We start from the raw sequence: 14,655 nt of genomic DNA, 5'->3' as shown, positions 1-14,655 counted from the left end.
ACACAGCACCTGCCGGTATCTTTCCCGCCTCCGGCGGCCGCTACGGGAGAAAGCGGAAAAAGCCGGTCTGGGATCTCGGCGTTGCCATTCCTGATCACCGCGAGATAGCGTGATCCCCGTCACCATCGTGGATGCCTGATGGGTTGAGCCGATCCCGGGCGTCCCGGGGCGCTTTAGGGGGAATTCCGGGCCGAGAGCCCCTCCCGGACGCCCTCCCCGGGCGACAGTGTGATCGAGACGGGCAGTGCGTCCGGCCGGGTCCCCCCGCCGCGGGCGCCTCCATCGGCGGGAGCGGTGTAATGAAGGTCGCGGGCAAGACACTTGTGGTAACCGGCGCCGGCAGCGGGATCGGCCGTGCGGTCACCCTCGAGGCGGTCCGGCGCGGCGCCCGGGTGGCCGCCGTCGACCTGAACCCGGCCACGCTGGCCGAAACCGCCCATCAGGTGGTGGCCCCGCAGATGCTCTCCGCCCACGAGCTGGACCTGACCGACCGGGCCGCCGTCGAGGCGCTGCCGGGCGCGGTCGTCGAGCGCTGGGCCGCGGTGGACGGCGTGATCCACTGCGCCGGGACGTTCGGCCACGAGGCGGCGCTGCAGCTGGCCACGACGTTCCATCCGGTGCTGCGCCACCGCTCCGAGGCGCACCTGGTCGACATCTCCCGGACCGGTTCCGCCGCTCCCGGCGCGGCGAAGGCCGACGCCAAGCAGCTCACCGAGAGCCTGCGCACGGAGTTCGCCGGCACGAGCGTCCGGGTCACCGTGGTCTTCGCCGGCGACCTGACCGGCTCGTCCGCCGACCCGGCCGAGCAGGCGTACCGCGCCGCCCAGGACATCCTCGACGGCATGGAACGCAACGCCGCGCGCGTCCTGATCGGCTCCAGCGTGCGCCTGATGAACCCGCTGCACCCGCGCCGGATCGCCGCCAAACTCCGCGAGCTCACCGGCCAGACCGCTCCAAGCTAGACCCCCACGTGGTACGCCTACGGAGCGGCCGTCCGCAGGCTACAAGCCGAGTCCCGCCCGTGAGGCCACGCGACACTGCGGCCCGCTCCGGACCGCGGCGCGTCCCGCGACCCCGGCTGGCTCTCAGGGGTGTCTCAAGGGGTGCGAGGCACCCCTGAGGACCAGCCAAGGGCCTGGCGGCGCGCCGCGGTCCGGAGCGGGCACGGTCTTGCGGCGGCCTCACGGGCGGGACGTGGCTCGTAGCCTGCGGACGAGCGCTCCGTAGGCGTACCGAAAAATGGCGGTCAGGACCAGCTGAAGATCATGCTGAAGATGACGACCTGGCCGATGATGCCGAGGGTGCCGCAGAGGATGCCGGTGAGGGCCATGCCGCGGCCGTTGGGGACCTCGTAGGCCGGGCCGCGCAGCGAGCGGGCGCCGAGGACGATCGCTGCGATGCCGGTGAGCCCGCTGAGGCCGAAGCCGACGCCGCACGGGATCAGCGACACGATGCCGAAGATCATCGCCAGCAGGGGGAGCCGGCTGGCGGCGGGTGGTGGGTAATAGGCCTGCGGCGGGGGTGCCTGGACCGGGAGGGGCAGGTCGTAGACCACCGTGGACAGCTCGCCCCAGGTGCGTGACGCGTAGGCCTGCTGGGATCGCTCGCTGAACTCCGCGATGGTCAGGCGGCCCTCGGCGGTCGCCGCGCTGAGCTGAGCGACGATCACCTCGCGGTCGGCGTCCGACACCCTGACGTGTGGCGAGCGGTACATGTCCAGAAGGCTACCGGCGGCCGTCGAGCGGCGCCTCCACCGGCAGTCCATCGTGTAGCCCTACGTGATCTTGCTAACTCGGAGGGGTCCGGTTCCTACCGGCTCGGGGACTTATGGTGCGAGGTGTCGGGACAGCAGACTTGACAGCATCGGCGACACTCCGATGGCAGCAATGCCGGGCATACGGGGGTTTGACCATGGCGCCAGTGACGGAGCGTGTTCGTTCGCGGGTTTTCGCGGCATGCTGAACCGGCGAGCGTTCCTGCGTACCGCACTGGCCGGCACCGCCGGTGTGGCCGTCGGAGCCGCCGGTATGAAGGAGATCCCGCACTGGCTCGGCCTGGACCGGCCGCCGGTGGCCGGGGGATACGCCGCCGGAGCGGACGTGCTCGACGCGGTGCGTCACCCGGGAGTGGCGGTCCGCTACTACGTGGAGACCACCGAGCCGGTGGTCGCGTTCACCTTCGACGACGGGCCGGCGCCGCACTGGACGCCGATGGTCCTCGACGCGCTGGACGCCGCGAACGTGCCGGCCACCTTCTTCATGGTCGGCCAGAACCTGGCGAAGAACGCCGACCTGGTACGCGGCCGGATGGACCGGCACGAGATCGGCAACCACACCTGGGCGCACGACGACCTGGCCACTCTCGACCTGAACGGCGTCACCAAGACGCTGAAGCGCACCGAAGACGAGATCCATCAGCAGTTCGGCCGGCCGGTCACCCTGCTGCGGCCGCCGTTCGGGCACATCGGCGGGTCCACCATGCTGGCCGCCGACTCGCTGGGCTACGACGTGGTGCTCTGGTCCAAGGCGATGCGCGAGAAGATGTTCGCGGGCAACCCGGAGGGTCAGGCCAAGGACATCGTCGACGCGGTCCGGCCCGGTTCGATCCTGCTGGCCCACGACGAGGGCGACGACCGCCGGCTGGTCACGATCAAGGGGCTGGCCACGATGTTCGCCGGTCTGCGCGACCGGGGATTCCGGATGGTCACGGTCTCCGACATGATCGCCACCGGCAAGAAGCACTCCACCACCTGAGACCGCTCCCGGTTCAGGCCGCCAGGAACTCACCGATCCGATCGGGCCAATCTTGTACGTCGGCAGAGCTCCGTGACACGTGCAACCGTGCGTCCGGCAGCACCCCGGCCAGCAGTTCCGCGCTGCTCACCGGGTGCACCGGATCGGTCTCCCAGGCCAGGATCAGCGTGCGATGGGTGATCGTGCGCAGCGCCTCGTCGCCGGGCAGGTCGGTGGCCGCCGCCCCGCGCATCACGGCCGGGATCAGCGCCTCCGGCACGTCCGCGTCGAACTCCCAGCCCGGCACGTCGTCGAAGATCGCCGGTTTCGGGAAGTCCCGGGCGATCCGCAGCCAGCTCGCCTTGCCCCGGGCCGCCACCCCGTTCGCGCCGGAGCGGTAGGCCCGCCGCGCCGCGACCCGGGTGTCCCGGACGGTCGGCGGGCTCATCAGCACCAGCCGGCCGAACCGTTCCGGCCGCCGGGCCGCCGCCCACAGCAGCGCGCCGGTGCCGAGCGACGAGCCGGCCCAGTCCACCGGCCGGTCCCCGGCGACCCGGTCGGCGACGGCGAGCAGGTCGCCGGCCAGGCTCGGCCAGGTGTAGAGCTCCGGGTCCGGCTCGCCCGGGGACAGGCCGTGCCCGCGCTGGTGGTACCGCACGATCCGCCGCGAGCCGGACAGCCGGGACCAGTCGAGCAGGCCGAGCCGGTCCTCGACCCGGTTGCTGAACCAGACGCCGTGCGAATACCCCAGCAGCGGGCCGGCGCCGAACTCCTCGACGTGCAGATCTGTCACGGCGCGAGGGTAGCCGGGGCTCAGCGCCAGTCGGTGACCTGCAGTGGCCCGGAACCGGCCGCGCTGACCCGGACCGACACGGCCATGCCGCTGGTGCTGTCGTCGCTGCCGCTGCCGCTGCCGTCGTTGCTGCCGTCGTCGTCACCGGTGCCGTTGTCGTCACCCGAGTCGTCCGTGCCGTCGTCGTCGGAGCCGCCGTCGCCCGCGCTGGAGTCGTCGCCGTCCAGCGGGTCGGTGCCGTCGGCGAACTCGTCGAGGTCGCTGACCCCGTCGCCGTCGTGGTCCTCGTCCGCGTCGGCCACCCCGTCGTCGTCGCTGTCGGCCGCTTCCGGGTCGTCGCCGAGCAGGAACTCCTGTGCGTTGGTCAGGCCGTCGTCGTCCAGGTCCTCGTCCGCGTCGGAGACACCGTTGTCGTCGCTGTCGGCCTCCTCCGGGTCGTACCCGAGCTGGAGGTCCTCCAGGTTGGTGAGCCCGTCCTCGTCGGCGTCCTCGTCACCGTCGACCACACCGTTGTCGTCGGAGTCGTCGTTGCGGGGCTCGTAGCCGAGCGCGAACTCCTCGACGTTGCTCAGCCCGTCCTCGTCCGGGTCGGCGGCCGCGTCGTTCTTCCGCGGGTTGAGGCGGAAGCTGACCTCCCAGCCGTCGGTCATCCCGTCCCGGTCGGTGTCCGCGTTGCGGGCGTTGGTGCCGGCCTTGTACTCGGCCTTGTTGGTCAGGCCGTCCCGGTCCTTGTCCGCGCGGGCGTCGTTCTTCTTCGGGTTCAGGCCGTTCGCGGTCTCCCACTTGTCCGGCATGCCGTCGCGGTCGGTGTCCTTGGTCGCCGCGGTCTTCTGCGCGCTCGGTTTCCCGGCGGCCAGGGCGGCGCTCGACATCGACAACACGGTGGCGGTGGCAGCAGCGGCGGCAACGGCGACGGCAACGGAACGGCGGTGCTTCACGGCGGGGGCCTCTCGACGTACCAGTACGGGGAGTCATCACCGTAGGGCGCAGAGTGACCCCGTGGCGGTTTGAGACCCGACCTGCCCCGGAGGCGCTCCCGTTCCGCTACCAAGTCCGACGGGCCTTACGGGTGCGGGATCGGGGGAGCCTCCGGGGCCGACCCGGATGGCCGCGGGTCGCGCAGACGGAAGGGTGGTCATCGATCAACCGGCCATAGTGGAGGTTCCGATGAATCGTCGTTCGCTGCTCGGTGGGGCACTCGCCGGAGGACTGCTCGCGGTCACCGGGGTCAGACCCGCGTCCGCGAAAGGGTCTGCCCTCCCTCCGCTGGACACCACCGCACTGGCGGCCGTCATCGACCCGCTCCCGGCGGAGATCAGTGGCGCCCTGGTCCGGATCGAGGGCGCGGCCGGGCGGTGGCACGGGCGGGCCGGCGAGGCCGAGATCGGCACCGGACGGCCGGTGCCGTGGGACGGCCGGTTCCGGATCGGCAGCATGACCAAGGCGTTCACCGCCGCGGCGATCCTGCAGCTGGTCGCGGCCGGGCTGGTCGAGCTGGACGCGCCGTTGCGCCGCTACCTGCCGGATCTGCTGCCCGAGGGCTACCCGGGGACGGTCCGGATGGCGCTGGACCACACGCACGGGCTGCGTGGCACGCCGATCCCGAACAAGGACCGCGCGTGGTTCCTGGCCCACCGGTACGACACGTTCGTACCGGGCTCGCAGGTGCAATGGACCGAGGAGCCGCTGTTCGAGCCGGGCACCCGGCAGGACTACAGCAACCTCGGGTACATCGTGGCCGGGCTGGTGATCGAGCGGGTCACCGGCCGGCCGTACGCGGACGCCGTCCGGCGCGGGGTGCTGCGCCCGCTCGGGCTGCGCGCCACCTCGCTGCCCGGCACCCGGCTCGGCATCCCCGGCCCGCACGCGCACGGCTACGAGCGGATCGTCGAGGGCGGCACGGTCCGGTACGTGGACGTGACCCGCGCCAACCCGACCCTCCAGTGGGCCGCCGCCGAGATCATCTCGACCACCGCCGACCTCGATGCGTTCCTGGTCGGCCTGCTCGGCGGCCACCTGCTGCCGCACCGCCAGCTGGCCGCGATGCTGACCGTCCCGTCGGACGCCCCGATCTGGGCGCCCGGGGAGGACGAGGACGGCAGTCCGGCGACGTACAGCGCCGGGCTGTCCCGGATCCGGCTCGGTGGCGTGGAGGTCTGGGGCAAGTCCGGAGACCGGCCGGGCTACAACAACGGGATGGGCGCGACGCTCGACCTGCGGCGCCGGGTGACCTTCTCGCTCAACACGCTGACCATGGGCGGGGACCAGCCGGTCACCGCCCAGCGCCTGATCCTGGCCGCCCTGACCTGATCTCATCGCGTACCGGAAAGGGGGTTGATCGTCAGGCGGAAATCCGCGCGCACACCGGAAAGATGCGCACCGGCCGGGGAGGACGCCACCCGTCGGCCTTATCAAAACGGAAATGTCGGCATGAATCTCTCCGGAATCCGATACTGGGCCTAGTTTGTCCAGAATCGGAGGAAACATATGCCGCGCTACGAAGGTCGCGATCTGCCTCGCCCCGATGACGAGGTGTTCGATCAGGGGCTGGACTTCGACCTGGGCACCCTGAGCCGCCGCGGACTGTTCCGGGCGTTCGGCGCCGGTGCGGTCACTCTCGGGCTTGCCGCCTGCGGCAAGAAGTCCGCCGAGGAGACCGCGTCGGCCTCGGCGTCCACCTCCGCCTCGGCGGCCGCCTCGGGCGAGATCCCGGACGAGACCGCCGGGCCGTACCCGGGTGACGGGTCGAACGGGCCGAACGTGCTCACCGAGAGCGGCATCGTCCGCAGCGACATCACGTCCAGCTTCGGCGACGCGAGCGGCAAGGCCGAGGGTGTGCCGATGACGCTCACCCTGACGATCACCGATCTCGCCAGGAGCGGCGTGCCCTTCGCCGGGGGCGCGGTCTACGTCTGGCACTGCACCCGCTCCGGCGAGTACTCGATGTACTCCACCAGCGTCGCGAAGGAGAACTATCTGCGCGGCGTGCAGATCGCCGACGCCGCCGGCCAGGTGACATTCACCAGTATCTTCCCGGCGTGTTACTCCGGTCGCTGGCCGCACATCCATTTCGAGGTCTACCCGGATCAGGCGAGCATCAGCAGCGCGTCGAACGCCATCGCCACCTCGCAGGTCGCCATGCCGAAGGCGGCCTGCGACACGGTGTTCGCCACCACCGGGTACGAGGCCTCGGTCGCCAACCTCGCGCAGGTCTCGCTGGACGACGACAACGTGTTCGGCGACGACGCGGGTGCGCTCCAGCTGCCCACCGTGAGCGGGGACGTCACCGCCGGGTACACCGTCTCGCTGACCGCGGGCGTGGACACCACGACGACGCCCGCCGGCGGGAGCGCCCCGGCCGGCGGCGACGGTGCGCCCAGCTCCGGCGGGCCCGGTGGCGCGCCGCCGGGCGGACCCCGGCCCAGTGGGGCACTGCCGAGCTGAAAAATGGTATTTCGACCATGGTGGCCGTCGGGGTTGTTTCCCGGCGGCCACTTTCTCGATACCGGTTCACATAATTGGCGGGTTAACCGGTAAAGTCGGCCGTCGCCATCGTCCCCGATTGCGGTTCAGTGCCATTTAATCCCCCCTTAAGAAAAGCTTAAAACAATGAGGAAACTCGACATGCGCGCAGCGGAAGAGCACCGCGCCGGCCAGCGGTGGATCATGGCGGCGGTCGCCGTGGCCCTCGTCGTCGCGGCGGGCGCGTGCTCCAAGTCCCCCACCTCGTCCTCCTCCGCTTCCTCCTCTTCGTCGCTGTCCTCGCCGGTCGCCTCGGCGGGCGCATCCGGCGCTGCCGCCCCGGCCGCCCCCAGCGCGTCGGTCGCGCCCAGTGGCTCCGTGTCGCCGGCTGCGAGCGCCGCTTCCGCCGCTGCCGCGCCGGCCGCCACCGGCGCCTGCGGCCGGACCAAGTCCGCCAAGCCGGTCACGAAGGTCACCGAGGTGAAGCTGTCCGCCAAGGTCGTCGGGTACGGCGGCGAGGGCGACACCGAGAAGCTGCCGATGGCCGTCGCGGCCCGCCCCGACGGCGGCTCCTGGCTCGCCTGGCTCGGCACCGGCGGCAAGGTCTACCTCGGCAAGCTGGGCTGCGACGACAAGCTGGTCGGCACGCCCACCAGCTTCGAGGGCATCGACCTGCAGGACGTGCAGGCCGACAAGACCGGCGGCGTGCTGCTGCTGACCCGCAAGGGGAGTTGCGGCGACACCCCGCTCTGCGGCGGCGAGTCCAGCCCGTGCAACACCATGCACATGATCCGCTTCGACACCTCCGGCAAGCTGGTCTGGCAGCGCCAGGTCACCAACCTGAGCAGCAGCCGCACCGGGTACGACGACGGCGCCCGCTTCATCTGGTGGTACCAGCACCACGGCCGGTTGGCGTCGGACGGCAAGACCTTCGCCGCCTATTTCGGCGTCGCGATCACGGTCAAGAACGGCAGCTGCGTCGACATCCACGAGGGCGACCGGATGCAGGTGGTCAGCGCGAGCGGTGCGCTGGTCAGCGGGCATCGGGACGCGTTCGAGGTGGGGTGCAGTCACGCCTGGACGTCGCGGGTGGTCTGGGATCCGCGCACCAGCCACTACGTGACGGTCTGCGCGACTGACAACGACTGCCGGATCGCGCGGCCCAACCCGTACCGGACGGTCGCGGCGGGGACCTGCGACGGCACGCTGTTCGGCGGGGACCTGGTGCTGGCGAAGTCCAAGGGCTACTGGACGGCGTGGAGCCAGGGCGGCAAGGCCCGGCTGGCGCACTTCACCACCGGCAAGGCGGACACCAGCATCACCACGTCGGCGAGCACCGGCCACCCGCACCTGGCGGCCTACGGCACCGGGCGGATGCTGCTGACCTGGCAGTCGGGTTCCTCGATCGCGGCGCAGGTGTACGACTCCGGCACCGGGAAGGCGACCGGCGCCAAGTTCACCATCGCCGCCAAGGACCACGACTACACGGCGCTGAAGTCGTACGCGGACGGCAGCATCGCCTACCCCGCGGCCGGCAGCAGCACCTCAGCCATCAAAATCGCCCGCGTCCTGCCGATGAGCTGACCCCCTTTACCCACGGCTTCTTCACACGGCCCGCCGGTTTCCTCTCCGGCGGGCCGTCCCATTCCCGGACCCCGGCCTGCACCGGGTTCGCTTCCCGGTCGCGGTTCGTGGCCGGTCCGGGTCGGCTTGCCAGAGGTACGGGCGGCGCGAGGTCCCGCAAACGTCACGACTCGCGGGATGGCCGGACCAGGGCCGCCACGGCCAGCCGCGGTTGCCGGGCTGGTCCTGAGGGCCCGTATGGAGTGCTCATAACGGCCGCCACGGCCAGCCGGGGTCGCCGGGCTTGGCGTGGCGGCCCTTATGGAGTGCTCATAACGGCCGCCACGGCCAGCCAGGGTTGCCTGGCTGGTTCTGGGGGCCCTTCTGGGGTGCGCATATGGGCCGTCATGGCCAGCTGCGGTGCTGAGGGCCGTGACGCGTGCTGCGCAGCCTGGGGGATCGACGGCCGTTAGGGTGGGGTGGTTGCGGGGAGGTGTGATGTCGGCGGTCGGGGCGCTGGTGGCGCTGGCGGTGTCCGCGTTCTGCTACGTCGCCACCGAGACGCTGCCGATCGGGCTGCTCTCGCTGATCTCCGCGGATCTGGGCGTGCCGGCGGCGTCGGTCGGGCTGCTCGTCACCGGGTATGCCGTCACCGTCAGCCTCGTCACGTTCCCGCTGACCTGGGTGACCCGGCGGATGCCGCGGCGGCGGCTGGTCAGCACCCTGCTCGCCCTGCTGGTGGTCGCGACGGTCGCGTCCGCGCTCGCGCCCAGCTATGGCGTGCTGCTCGGGGTGCGAGTCGTGGTCGCGCTGACCCAGGCGCTGTTCTGGGCGGTGGTCGGGCCGATCGTGTCGGCGATGTTCGAGGTGCGGGTACGCGGGCGGGTCAACGCGGTGGTCTTCGCCGGCGCGTCGCTCGGGCCGATGCTCGGGGTGCCGGCCGGCACGTGGATCGGGCAGCAGTACGGCTGGCGGGCCGCGTTCGGGGCGCTCGCCGTGCTGGCGCTGCTCGCGTACGCGATGGTGGTCTTCCTGATGCCGCGGATCGAGGTGGCGAACACGCACGCGGCCACCGGCACCACCCCGGACGCCCGGCGCTACGCCGTGGTGGTCGTCGTGACGACGCTGTCGGTGGCCGGGCTGTACACCGCGTTCACGTACACCGAACTGTTCCTGACCACGGTGACCGGGTTCGCGGCCGGTGCGCTCGGGCCGCTGCTGCTGGCGCGCGGGGTGGCCGATTTCGCCGGTATCGCGGCCGGGGGTGCGGCGACCGACCGCTGGCAGCGCGGCGCGATGCTCGTGCCGGTGGCGTTGCTGGCGGCGGCGCTGTTCGCGTCCTACCCGGTGGCGGGCTCGAAGGGGGCGACCGCGGTGCTGCTCGCAGTGACCGGTTTCGGTCTGGGCGCGCTCACCCCGGCGCTGCAGAACCGGGTGCTCGAAGTGGCGCCGGGCAGCACCGACATGGCGTCGGCCGGCAACTCGGTCGCGTTCAACGTCGGCATCGCGAGCGGTTCGCTGCTCGGCGCCGGGGTGCTCGAGACGTACGGCGCGCGGGCCACCCCGCTGGCCGGTGGCGTGCTGGTGATGGCCGCGCTGGCGGTGCTGGCCGGCGAGTCGTTGATCACGGGGTCGCCGGAGGGCCACCGGGTCACCGCGAACGCTGACTAGTGTGTGGCCGGGATGACGAACGACCGGTGGGAGAGCGGTATGCGGTACGTCGCGATCGGGGACAGCTTCACCGAGGGCATGGGCGACACCCAGCCCGACGGGAGCGAGCGGGGCTGGGCCGATCTGGTCGCCGCCGGGTTGGCGGCCGGGCTGGGCGAACCCATCCAGTACGCGAACCTGGCGATCCGGGGCCGGCTGCTGCGCCCGATCGTCGACGATCAGCTGGAGGCGGCGCTCGCGCTCGACCCCAAGCCCACGCTGCTGTCGCTCAACGGCGGCGGCAACGACATGCTGCGCCCCGGCGGGGACCTGAACACCCTGGTCGAGATGACCGTGAAGGCGATCCGCCGGTGCCTGGACGAGGGTGTGCAGGTGCTGCTGCTCTCCGGCGCCGACCCGTCCTCGCACCTGCCGTTCGGCAGCAAGTTCCGGCGCAAGGGCGACGCGCTGACCAACGCGGTCGCGCCGATCGCGCAGAGCTACGACCTGACCTTCGTCGACGTCTTCCACGACACCGAGATCCAGCGGGCCGGGTACTGGTCGGGCGACCGGCTGCACCTGAACGCGGCCGGGCACCGGCGGGTGGCCAGCCTGGTGCTCAGCGCGCTGGGGCACGAGACGCCGGCGCACGTGATCGATCCCGGTCCGGGGGCGCGCAACGGCCTGCTGGCCGAGGCCCGGTACTACCGCGAGCACGTGCTGCCGTGGGTGCAGCGGCGGCTGCGTGGCCAGTCGTCCGGCGATCACCGCAGCGGCAAGTACACCGACTGGATCTCGGTTCCGGCGACCCAGCCTGCCTGATGCCGGGCCGGGGGCGCCGGCCCGCCGCGGGTGAGCTGGTGGTCCACCCGGGGTGGGGCTGGTCCTGCTGGCCTTCGCCGACCAGGCCTTCCAGGCCGCGTACCTGGGCCGTCCGTTGGTCCGGGAGTCTGAGCAGGTCACGGTTGACGCCGAAGAATTACGTCGTACGCGCGCGGCCGCGCGCCGGGAGCTGGCGGTGACCGTACGCCGCAACGTCCGCGCGGCCCTGATGTCGGTGGCCTACCCGATCATCGCCCCGGCCACCGCGAAACCGGCCGGCCCGGTCCGCTGGAAGCAGTTCCTGATGACCGCGCTGGTCATCTGGTGCCTGCAGACCGCGGTCTCCACCGCCCTGCGCCCCCTGGTCGGCGACTGGCCGGCCATGCTCCGCTCCGGCGTCACCATCATCCCGGTGGTCGCCCTGATGACCTGACTCATCATGCCCCGCCTGACCCGCCACCTAGCCACCTGGCTCCACCGCCGCCGTTGAGGTCAGCCGACGACGAGGCGTTCGCCGCCGAAGTCGGCGACGATCTCCATGCGTCCACCGAGCGCCGTGATGTAGGCGGCAAGGGTTCTCAGCTCACTGGCGTCGACCTTCGCGCGTTCGATGGCGGAGACGCGCTCCTGGCGAACGTTCATCCGCTCGGCGACCTCAGCCTGCGTCAGCCCCAGCCGCTTGCGCATCTCGGCGAGCCGATGGGCTCGACTGACGTTGATGAGAGCCTGCGCGCCGGCCTCGACCTCGGCACGATCCGCCGCCTCGGGAAAGAACTCGGCGAGGAAACCTTCGCGGTCGTACCCCTGGGTGCTGCTCACGACTCCCCCTTCTCCTTCAGATAGGTCGAATACCTCGCCTCGGCGAGAGGAATCGACTGGCGGTACCAGGCCGTCCACTGCCCAGCCTTGTCGCCGGCGACCAGGAGGACCGCGTTGCGGGTGGGGTCGAAGATGAACAAGATCCGTATCTCCGTCGTCCCGGTCGAGCCGGGTCGAAGTTCTTTCAGATTGTGCAGGTCGGAGCCTTTGACGCGATCGACCAGGGGCCGGCCGAGGCTCGGGCCTTCGTCGAGGAGCGCGGCGATCGCTTGGCCGACCAGGATGGCACTGGCCCGGTCGGTGCGGCGGAGCTGGTGAAGCCAGTCCCGCACCTCCGCCACGAGTTCCAGCCGGTAGGCCACGCCGCCTACGTTACACGGTTTTAGTACCTCTAAGTACTAGCCGTTGACGGCCGCGATGCTGCAGGCGGAATGTCTGCACATGGCAGCGCTGAATCCAAGACGGCAGACTCTGTGCACGCGGACGCGGAGATCGCGGCCGCCCGCAGGGGTCCCGGCGGGAGCGGCGGTCTGCACCCCGGCGGACGCACGACAAAAAGATCTTGGAAAGCGGGCCGCGACGACCAGCGGGCCCGCCGCCGATCCGGCCGGCAGCGGGCCGCGAGAAGATCAGCCGGCGAAGACGATCGTGTGGTTGTCGTGGCGGACGACGCGGTCCTCGCAGTGCCAGCGGACCGCGCGGGACAGCACCGCCCGTTCCACGTCGGCGCCGCGGCGCTGCAGGTCAGCGACCGTGTCGGCGTGTGACACCCGGATCACGTCCTGCTCGATGATCGGGCCCTCGTCCAGGGCCTCGGTCACGTAGTGCGCGGTCGCGCCGATCAGCTTGACGCCGCGCTGCTTGGCCTTGGCATACGGGCCGGCGCCGATGAAGGCGGGCAGGAAGCTGTGGTGGATGTTGATGATCGGCACGCCGAGCCGCTCGATGAAGCCGGCCGAGAGGATCTGCATGTAGCGGGCCAGCACGATGAAGTCGACGTTGCCCTGCAGCAGCCGCAGGTGCTGCTCCTCGGCGGCGGACTTGTCCGGACCGGCCGACGGCACGTGGAAGAACGGCACGCCGAAGAAGCGCACCTCGTCGGCGGTGTCGGCGTGGTTCGAGATCACCATGGCGACGTTGACCGGCAGCTCGCCGCGGCGGTGGCGCCAGAGCAGGTCGAGCAGGCAGTGGTCGTCCTTGGAGGCGAAGATCGCGACGCGTTTCGGCGCGGACATGTCGCGCAGCGTGTACTCCAGCTCGAAACCCTCGGCGAGCGTGGCCTTCAGGTCCGCCTCGACCTGCGGCAGCCGGGCCTTGAGGTGGTCCAGCGCGAACACGGTCCGCTGGAAGAACGCGCCGCCGTGCGGGTTGTCGGAGTACTGGTCGAGCTGCACGATGTTGGCGTCGTGCTTGCCGAGCACCGCGCTGATCGCGGCCACGATGCCGGTCCGGTCCTTGCCGTGCACGATCAGGACGGCCTGATCGTCGGTGGGCCCGGGATGTGTGCGGACCGCGGGTGCGTTCTGGGTCACCGTCACGTCGGTCCTCCTCTCTGTCGCCGGCGCGGGCGGGGTGCAGGCGCGGCCGGGTGTCACTGAAGATCCGAGCAGGGATTCTTCCGCAACGACCGGGTTCGCGGTGCCAGGGGTCCAGAGCGCGGGATCAGGCGGGCCGGGTGAGGGCGCCGCTGTGCAGGCCGCGGGCGGTGCGGGCCGCGACCACCGCCCAGGCGGTCAGCAGCGCGCCGTAACCGAGCACCGCGATCAGCGCCAGGGCCGTCACGTGCAGGTGCGCGGCCAGCGCGGACGTCCCGGTGACCATCGTGCCGACCGGGAAGGTGAACGACCACCAGCTCAGCGAGAAGGGCAGGTGGGTCCGGACCGCGCGGACCGTCACGGCTGCGGCCAGGCCGGCCCAGAGCAGAGCAAAACCCCATGCGGGTACGCCGTAGAGCACGCCGAGGGCGCCGAAAGCCCGAGCGTACGGCTCGGGCAGCACCCCGTGACCGGCGTCGCCGAGCAGATTGGCGGCCGTGATCGACTGCCCGAACGGCCCGATCCCGATCCACAGCACCGGCGCGGTGGCGGCCGGCCCCACCCGCAGCGTGGCCAGCCGATGCCAGATCAGCGTGAGCACCACGAACGACGCGATCAGGCTCATCCCGAACATCGCCCAGCACCCGAGCAGCAGCGTCAGCCGCACCTGCCCGGCCGGGGCGTACGGCACCAGCAGCGCCCCGCCGCTCGCCGACACCATCGGCGGCACCACCGCGATCAGCCAGCCGGCCGACGCGCCGTCCCCGCCGGTGTGCCGGGTGAACTGCAGGAACGGCACGGTCACCGCGGCCACCAGCCCGGCCGCCGTGCCCGCCGACCAGAGCACCCAGTCCACCGTGACCGCGGCGGTCGTGCCCAGCACGTCCCGGCCGACCAGCAGCGTCGCGGCGCCGACGGTGAGCAGGGCCATCGGCGGGGCGCCGTAGAACGGTGCGAGCACCGGGTCGCCGCCGTGCCCGAGGGCGATCCGGGGCCGGCGCAGGCTGCCGGCCAGCAGCACGGTGAGCACGACCACGGACAGCAGCCAGGCGACCAGCGCGAGCGTGTCCAGGCCCGGCACCCGCCACGGCAGGACGGCCGCGGCGGTGGCCAGGATCGCGGTGCCCATCACGGAGGCGTACCAGTTCGGGGCGGGGCGGATCGGGGTGACGGTGCGGGTGGGGCGGGGCGGAGCGAGGAGCATGTCCCCACCCTCGTCCGGGCCGGGTGCGGCGGGTAGCCGTGACGATCTTGTGGAGTCACAACCGGAGCTTGTGAC

The 14,655-nt window shown here is 71.5% G+C and carries 15 protein-coding genes; 8 read left to right on the top strand and 7 right to left on the bottom strand.

The features are described from left to right. Nucleotides 1-299 precede the first annotated feature (299 nt). The gene (locus Apa02nite_RS11050) at nt 300-962 is read left to right on the top strand and encodes an SDR family NAD(P)-dependent oxidoreductase (RefSeq protein WP_203824955.1); all 663 of its coding nucleotides are present in this window, start codon (nt 300-302) and stop codon (nt 960-962) included. A gap of 284 nt (nt 963-1,246) precedes the next feature. On the opposite strand, the gene Apa02nite_RS11045 is transcribed toward Apa02nite_RS11050, so the two are convergent. Continuing rightward, nucleotides 1,247-1,714, bottom strand: coding sequence for a DUF1707 and DUF4190 domain-containing protein (locus tag Apa02nite_RS11045; protein ID WP_203824954.1), 468 nt, complete (start codon nt 1,712-1,714; stop codon nt 1,247-1,249). Between the two features lie 241 nt (nt 1,715-1,955). Here Apa02nite_RS11045 and Apa02nite_RS11040 point away from each other — a divergent pair, with 241 nt between their 5' ends. Beyond that, nucleotides 1,956-2,753 carry a polysaccharide deacetylase family protein gene (locus tag Apa02nite_RS11040; protein ID WP_203824953.1) on the top strand — a complete coding sequence of 266 codons (798 nt, stop codon included), beginning with the start codon at nt 1,956-1,958 and terminating at the stop codon, nt 2,751-2,753. 13 nt (nt 2,754-2,766) lie between these two features. Here Apa02nite_RS11040 and Apa02nite_RS11035 read toward each other — a convergent pair whose 3' ends face one another. Both Apa02nite_RS11035 and Apa02nite_RS11030 read right to left on the bottom strand, forming a co-directional pair. After that, nucleotides 2,767-3,525 carry an alpha/beta fold hydrolase gene (locus Apa02nite_RS11035; RefSeq protein ID WP_203824952.1) on the bottom strand — a complete coding sequence of 253 codons (759 nt, stop codon included), beginning with the start codon at nt 3,523-3,525 and terminating at the stop codon, nt 2,767-2,769. Between the two features lie 20 nt (nt 3,526-3,545). Then, on the bottom strand, nt 3,546-4,397 hold the full coding sequence (locus Apa02nite_RS11030; protein ID WP_203824951.1) for a Midasin: 852 nt from the start codon (nt 4,395-4,397) through the stop codon (nt 3,546-3,548). 295 nt (nt 4,398-4,692) lie between these two features. Between Apa02nite_RS11030 and Apa02nite_RS11025 the strand changes: the two genes are divergently transcribed. The 6 genes from Apa02nite_RS11025 (at nt 4,693) to Apa02nite_RS11000 (ending at nt 11,455) form a co-directional block, all read left to right on the top strand. Further along, nucleotides 4,693-5,835, top strand: a complete 1,143-nt coding sequence (locus Apa02nite_RS11025; protein ID WP_203824950.1) for a serine hydrolase domain-containing protein — start codon at nt 4,693-4,695, stop codon at nt 5,833-5,835. Nucleotides 5,836-6,012: 177 nt separating this feature from the next. Beyond that, a complete protein-coding gene (locus tag Apa02nite_RS11020; protein WP_203824949.1) occupies nt 6,013-6,969 on the top strand; it encodes an intradiol ring-cleavage dioxygenase in 957 nt (318 codons plus the stop codon). Nucleotides 6,970-7,149: 180 nt separating this feature from the next. Next, on the top strand, nt 7,150-8,571 hold the full coding sequence (locus Apa02nite_RS11015) for a hypothetical protein (RefSeq protein WP_239164243.1): 1,422 nt from the start codon (nt 7,150-7,152) through the stop codon (nt 8,569-8,571). 477 nt (nt 8,572-9,048) lie between these two features. Further along, nucleotides 9,049-10,221, top strand: a complete 1,173-nt coding sequence (locus tag Apa02nite_RS11010) for an MFS transporter (RefSeq protein WP_203824948.1) — start codon at nt 9,049-9,051, stop codon at nt 10,219-10,221. 12 nt (nt 10,222-10,233) lie between these two features. Continuing rightward, complete coding sequence (locus tag Apa02nite_RS11005; RefSeq protein WP_232344785.1) at nt 10,234-11,022, top strand: SGNH/GDSL hydrolase family protein; 789 nt, start codon at nt 10,234-10,236, stop codon at nt 11,020-11,022. A gap of 52 nt (nt 11,023-11,074) precedes the next feature. Next, nucleotides 11,075-11,455: a putative antibiotic biosynthesis monooxygenase gene (locus Apa02nite_RS11000; protein ID WP_203824947.1), complete on the top strand. Its 381-nt coding sequence runs from the start codon at nt 11,075-11,077 to the stop codon at nt 11,453-11,455. 59 nt (nt 11,456-11,514) lie between these two features. On the opposite strand, the gene Apa02nite_RS10995 is transcribed toward Apa02nite_RS11000, so the two are convergent. The 4 genes from Apa02nite_RS10995 to Apa02nite_RS10980 all read right to left on the bottom strand — a co-directional run bounded on the left by Apa02nite_RS10995 (nt 11,515) and on the right by Apa02nite_RS10980 (nt 14,580). Continuing rightward, nucleotides 11,515-11,841, bottom strand: a complete 327-nt coding sequence (locus tag Apa02nite_RS10995; protein ID WP_067701683.1) for an XRE family transcriptional regulator — start codon at nt 11,839-11,841, stop codon at nt 11,515-11,517. Then, a complete protein-coding gene (locus Apa02nite_RS10990) occupies nt 11,838-12,203 on the bottom strand; it encodes a type II toxin-antitoxin system RelE/ParE family toxin (protein WP_203824946.1) in 366 nt (121 codons plus the stop codon). The genes Apa02nite_RS10995 and Apa02nite_RS10990 overlap by 4 nt, the downstream gene beginning before the upstream one ends. Before the next feature lie 267 nt (nt 12,204-12,470). Further along, entirely contained in the window at nt 12,471-13,379 is a 909-nt protein-coding gene (gene purU, locus Apa02nite_RS10985; protein ID WP_067701687.1) for a formyltetrahydrofolate deformylase, read from the bottom strand. A gap of 124 nt (nt 13,380-13,503) precedes the next feature. Continuing rightward, nucleotides 13,504-14,580, bottom strand: a complete 1,077-nt coding sequence (locus tag Apa02nite_RS10980; RefSeq protein WP_203824945.1) for a TDT family transporter — start codon at nt 14,578-14,580, stop codon at nt 13,504-13,506. Between the last annotated feature and the right edge of the window lie 75 nt (nt 14,581-14,655).

The sequence above is a fragment of the Actinoplanes palleronii genome, assembly GCF_016862315.1.
GTDB lineage: Bacteria > Actinomycetota > Actinomycetes > Mycobacteriales > Micromonosporaceae > Actinoplanes > Actinoplanes palleronii.
This window is presented reverse-complemented; position numbering and strand designations above follow the sequence as displayed.

Coding starts and splice junctions, on each gene's coding strand:
- Apa02nite_RS10980 (WP_203824945.1), bottom strand. CDS start 14,580: ATGCTCCTCGCTCCGCCCCGCCCCACCCGCACCGTCACCCCGATCCGC.
- Apa02nite_RS11045 (WP_203824954.1), bottom strand. CDS start 1,714: ATGTACCGCTCGCCACACGTCAGGGTGTCGGACGCCGACCGCGAGGTG.
- Apa02nite_RS11015 (WP_239164243.1), top strand. CDS start 7,150: ATGCGCGCAGCGGAAGAGCACCGCGCCGGCCAGCGGTGGATCATGGCG.
- Apa02nite_RS11005 (WP_232344785.1), top strand. CDS start 10,234: ATGACGAACGACCGGTGGGAGAGCGGTATGCGGTACGTCGCGATCGGG.
- Apa02nite_RS11010 (WP_203824948.1), top strand. CDS start 9,049: ATGTCGGCGGTCGGGGCGCTGGTGGCGCTGGCGGTGTCCGCGTTCTGC.
- Apa02nite_RS11025 (WP_203824950.1), top strand. CDS start 4,693: ATGAATCGTCGTTCGCTGCTCGGTGGGGCACTCGCCGGAGGACTGCTC.
- Apa02nite_RS11030 (WP_203824951.1), bottom strand. CDS start 4,397: ATGTCGAGCGCCGCCCTGGCCGCCGGGAAACCGAGCGCGCAGAAGACC.
- Apa02nite_RS11020 (WP_203824949.1), top strand. CDS start 6,013: ATGCCGCGCTACGAAGGTCGCGATCTGCCTCGCCCCGATGACGAGGTG.
- Apa02nite_RS11050 (WP_203824955.1), top strand. CDS start 300: ATGAAGGTCGCGGGCAAGACACTTGTGGTAACCGGCGCCGGCAGCGGG.
- Apa02nite_RS11040 (WP_203824953.1), top strand. CDS start 1,956: ATGCTGAACCGGCGAGCGTTCCTGCGTACCGCACTGGCCGGCACCGCC.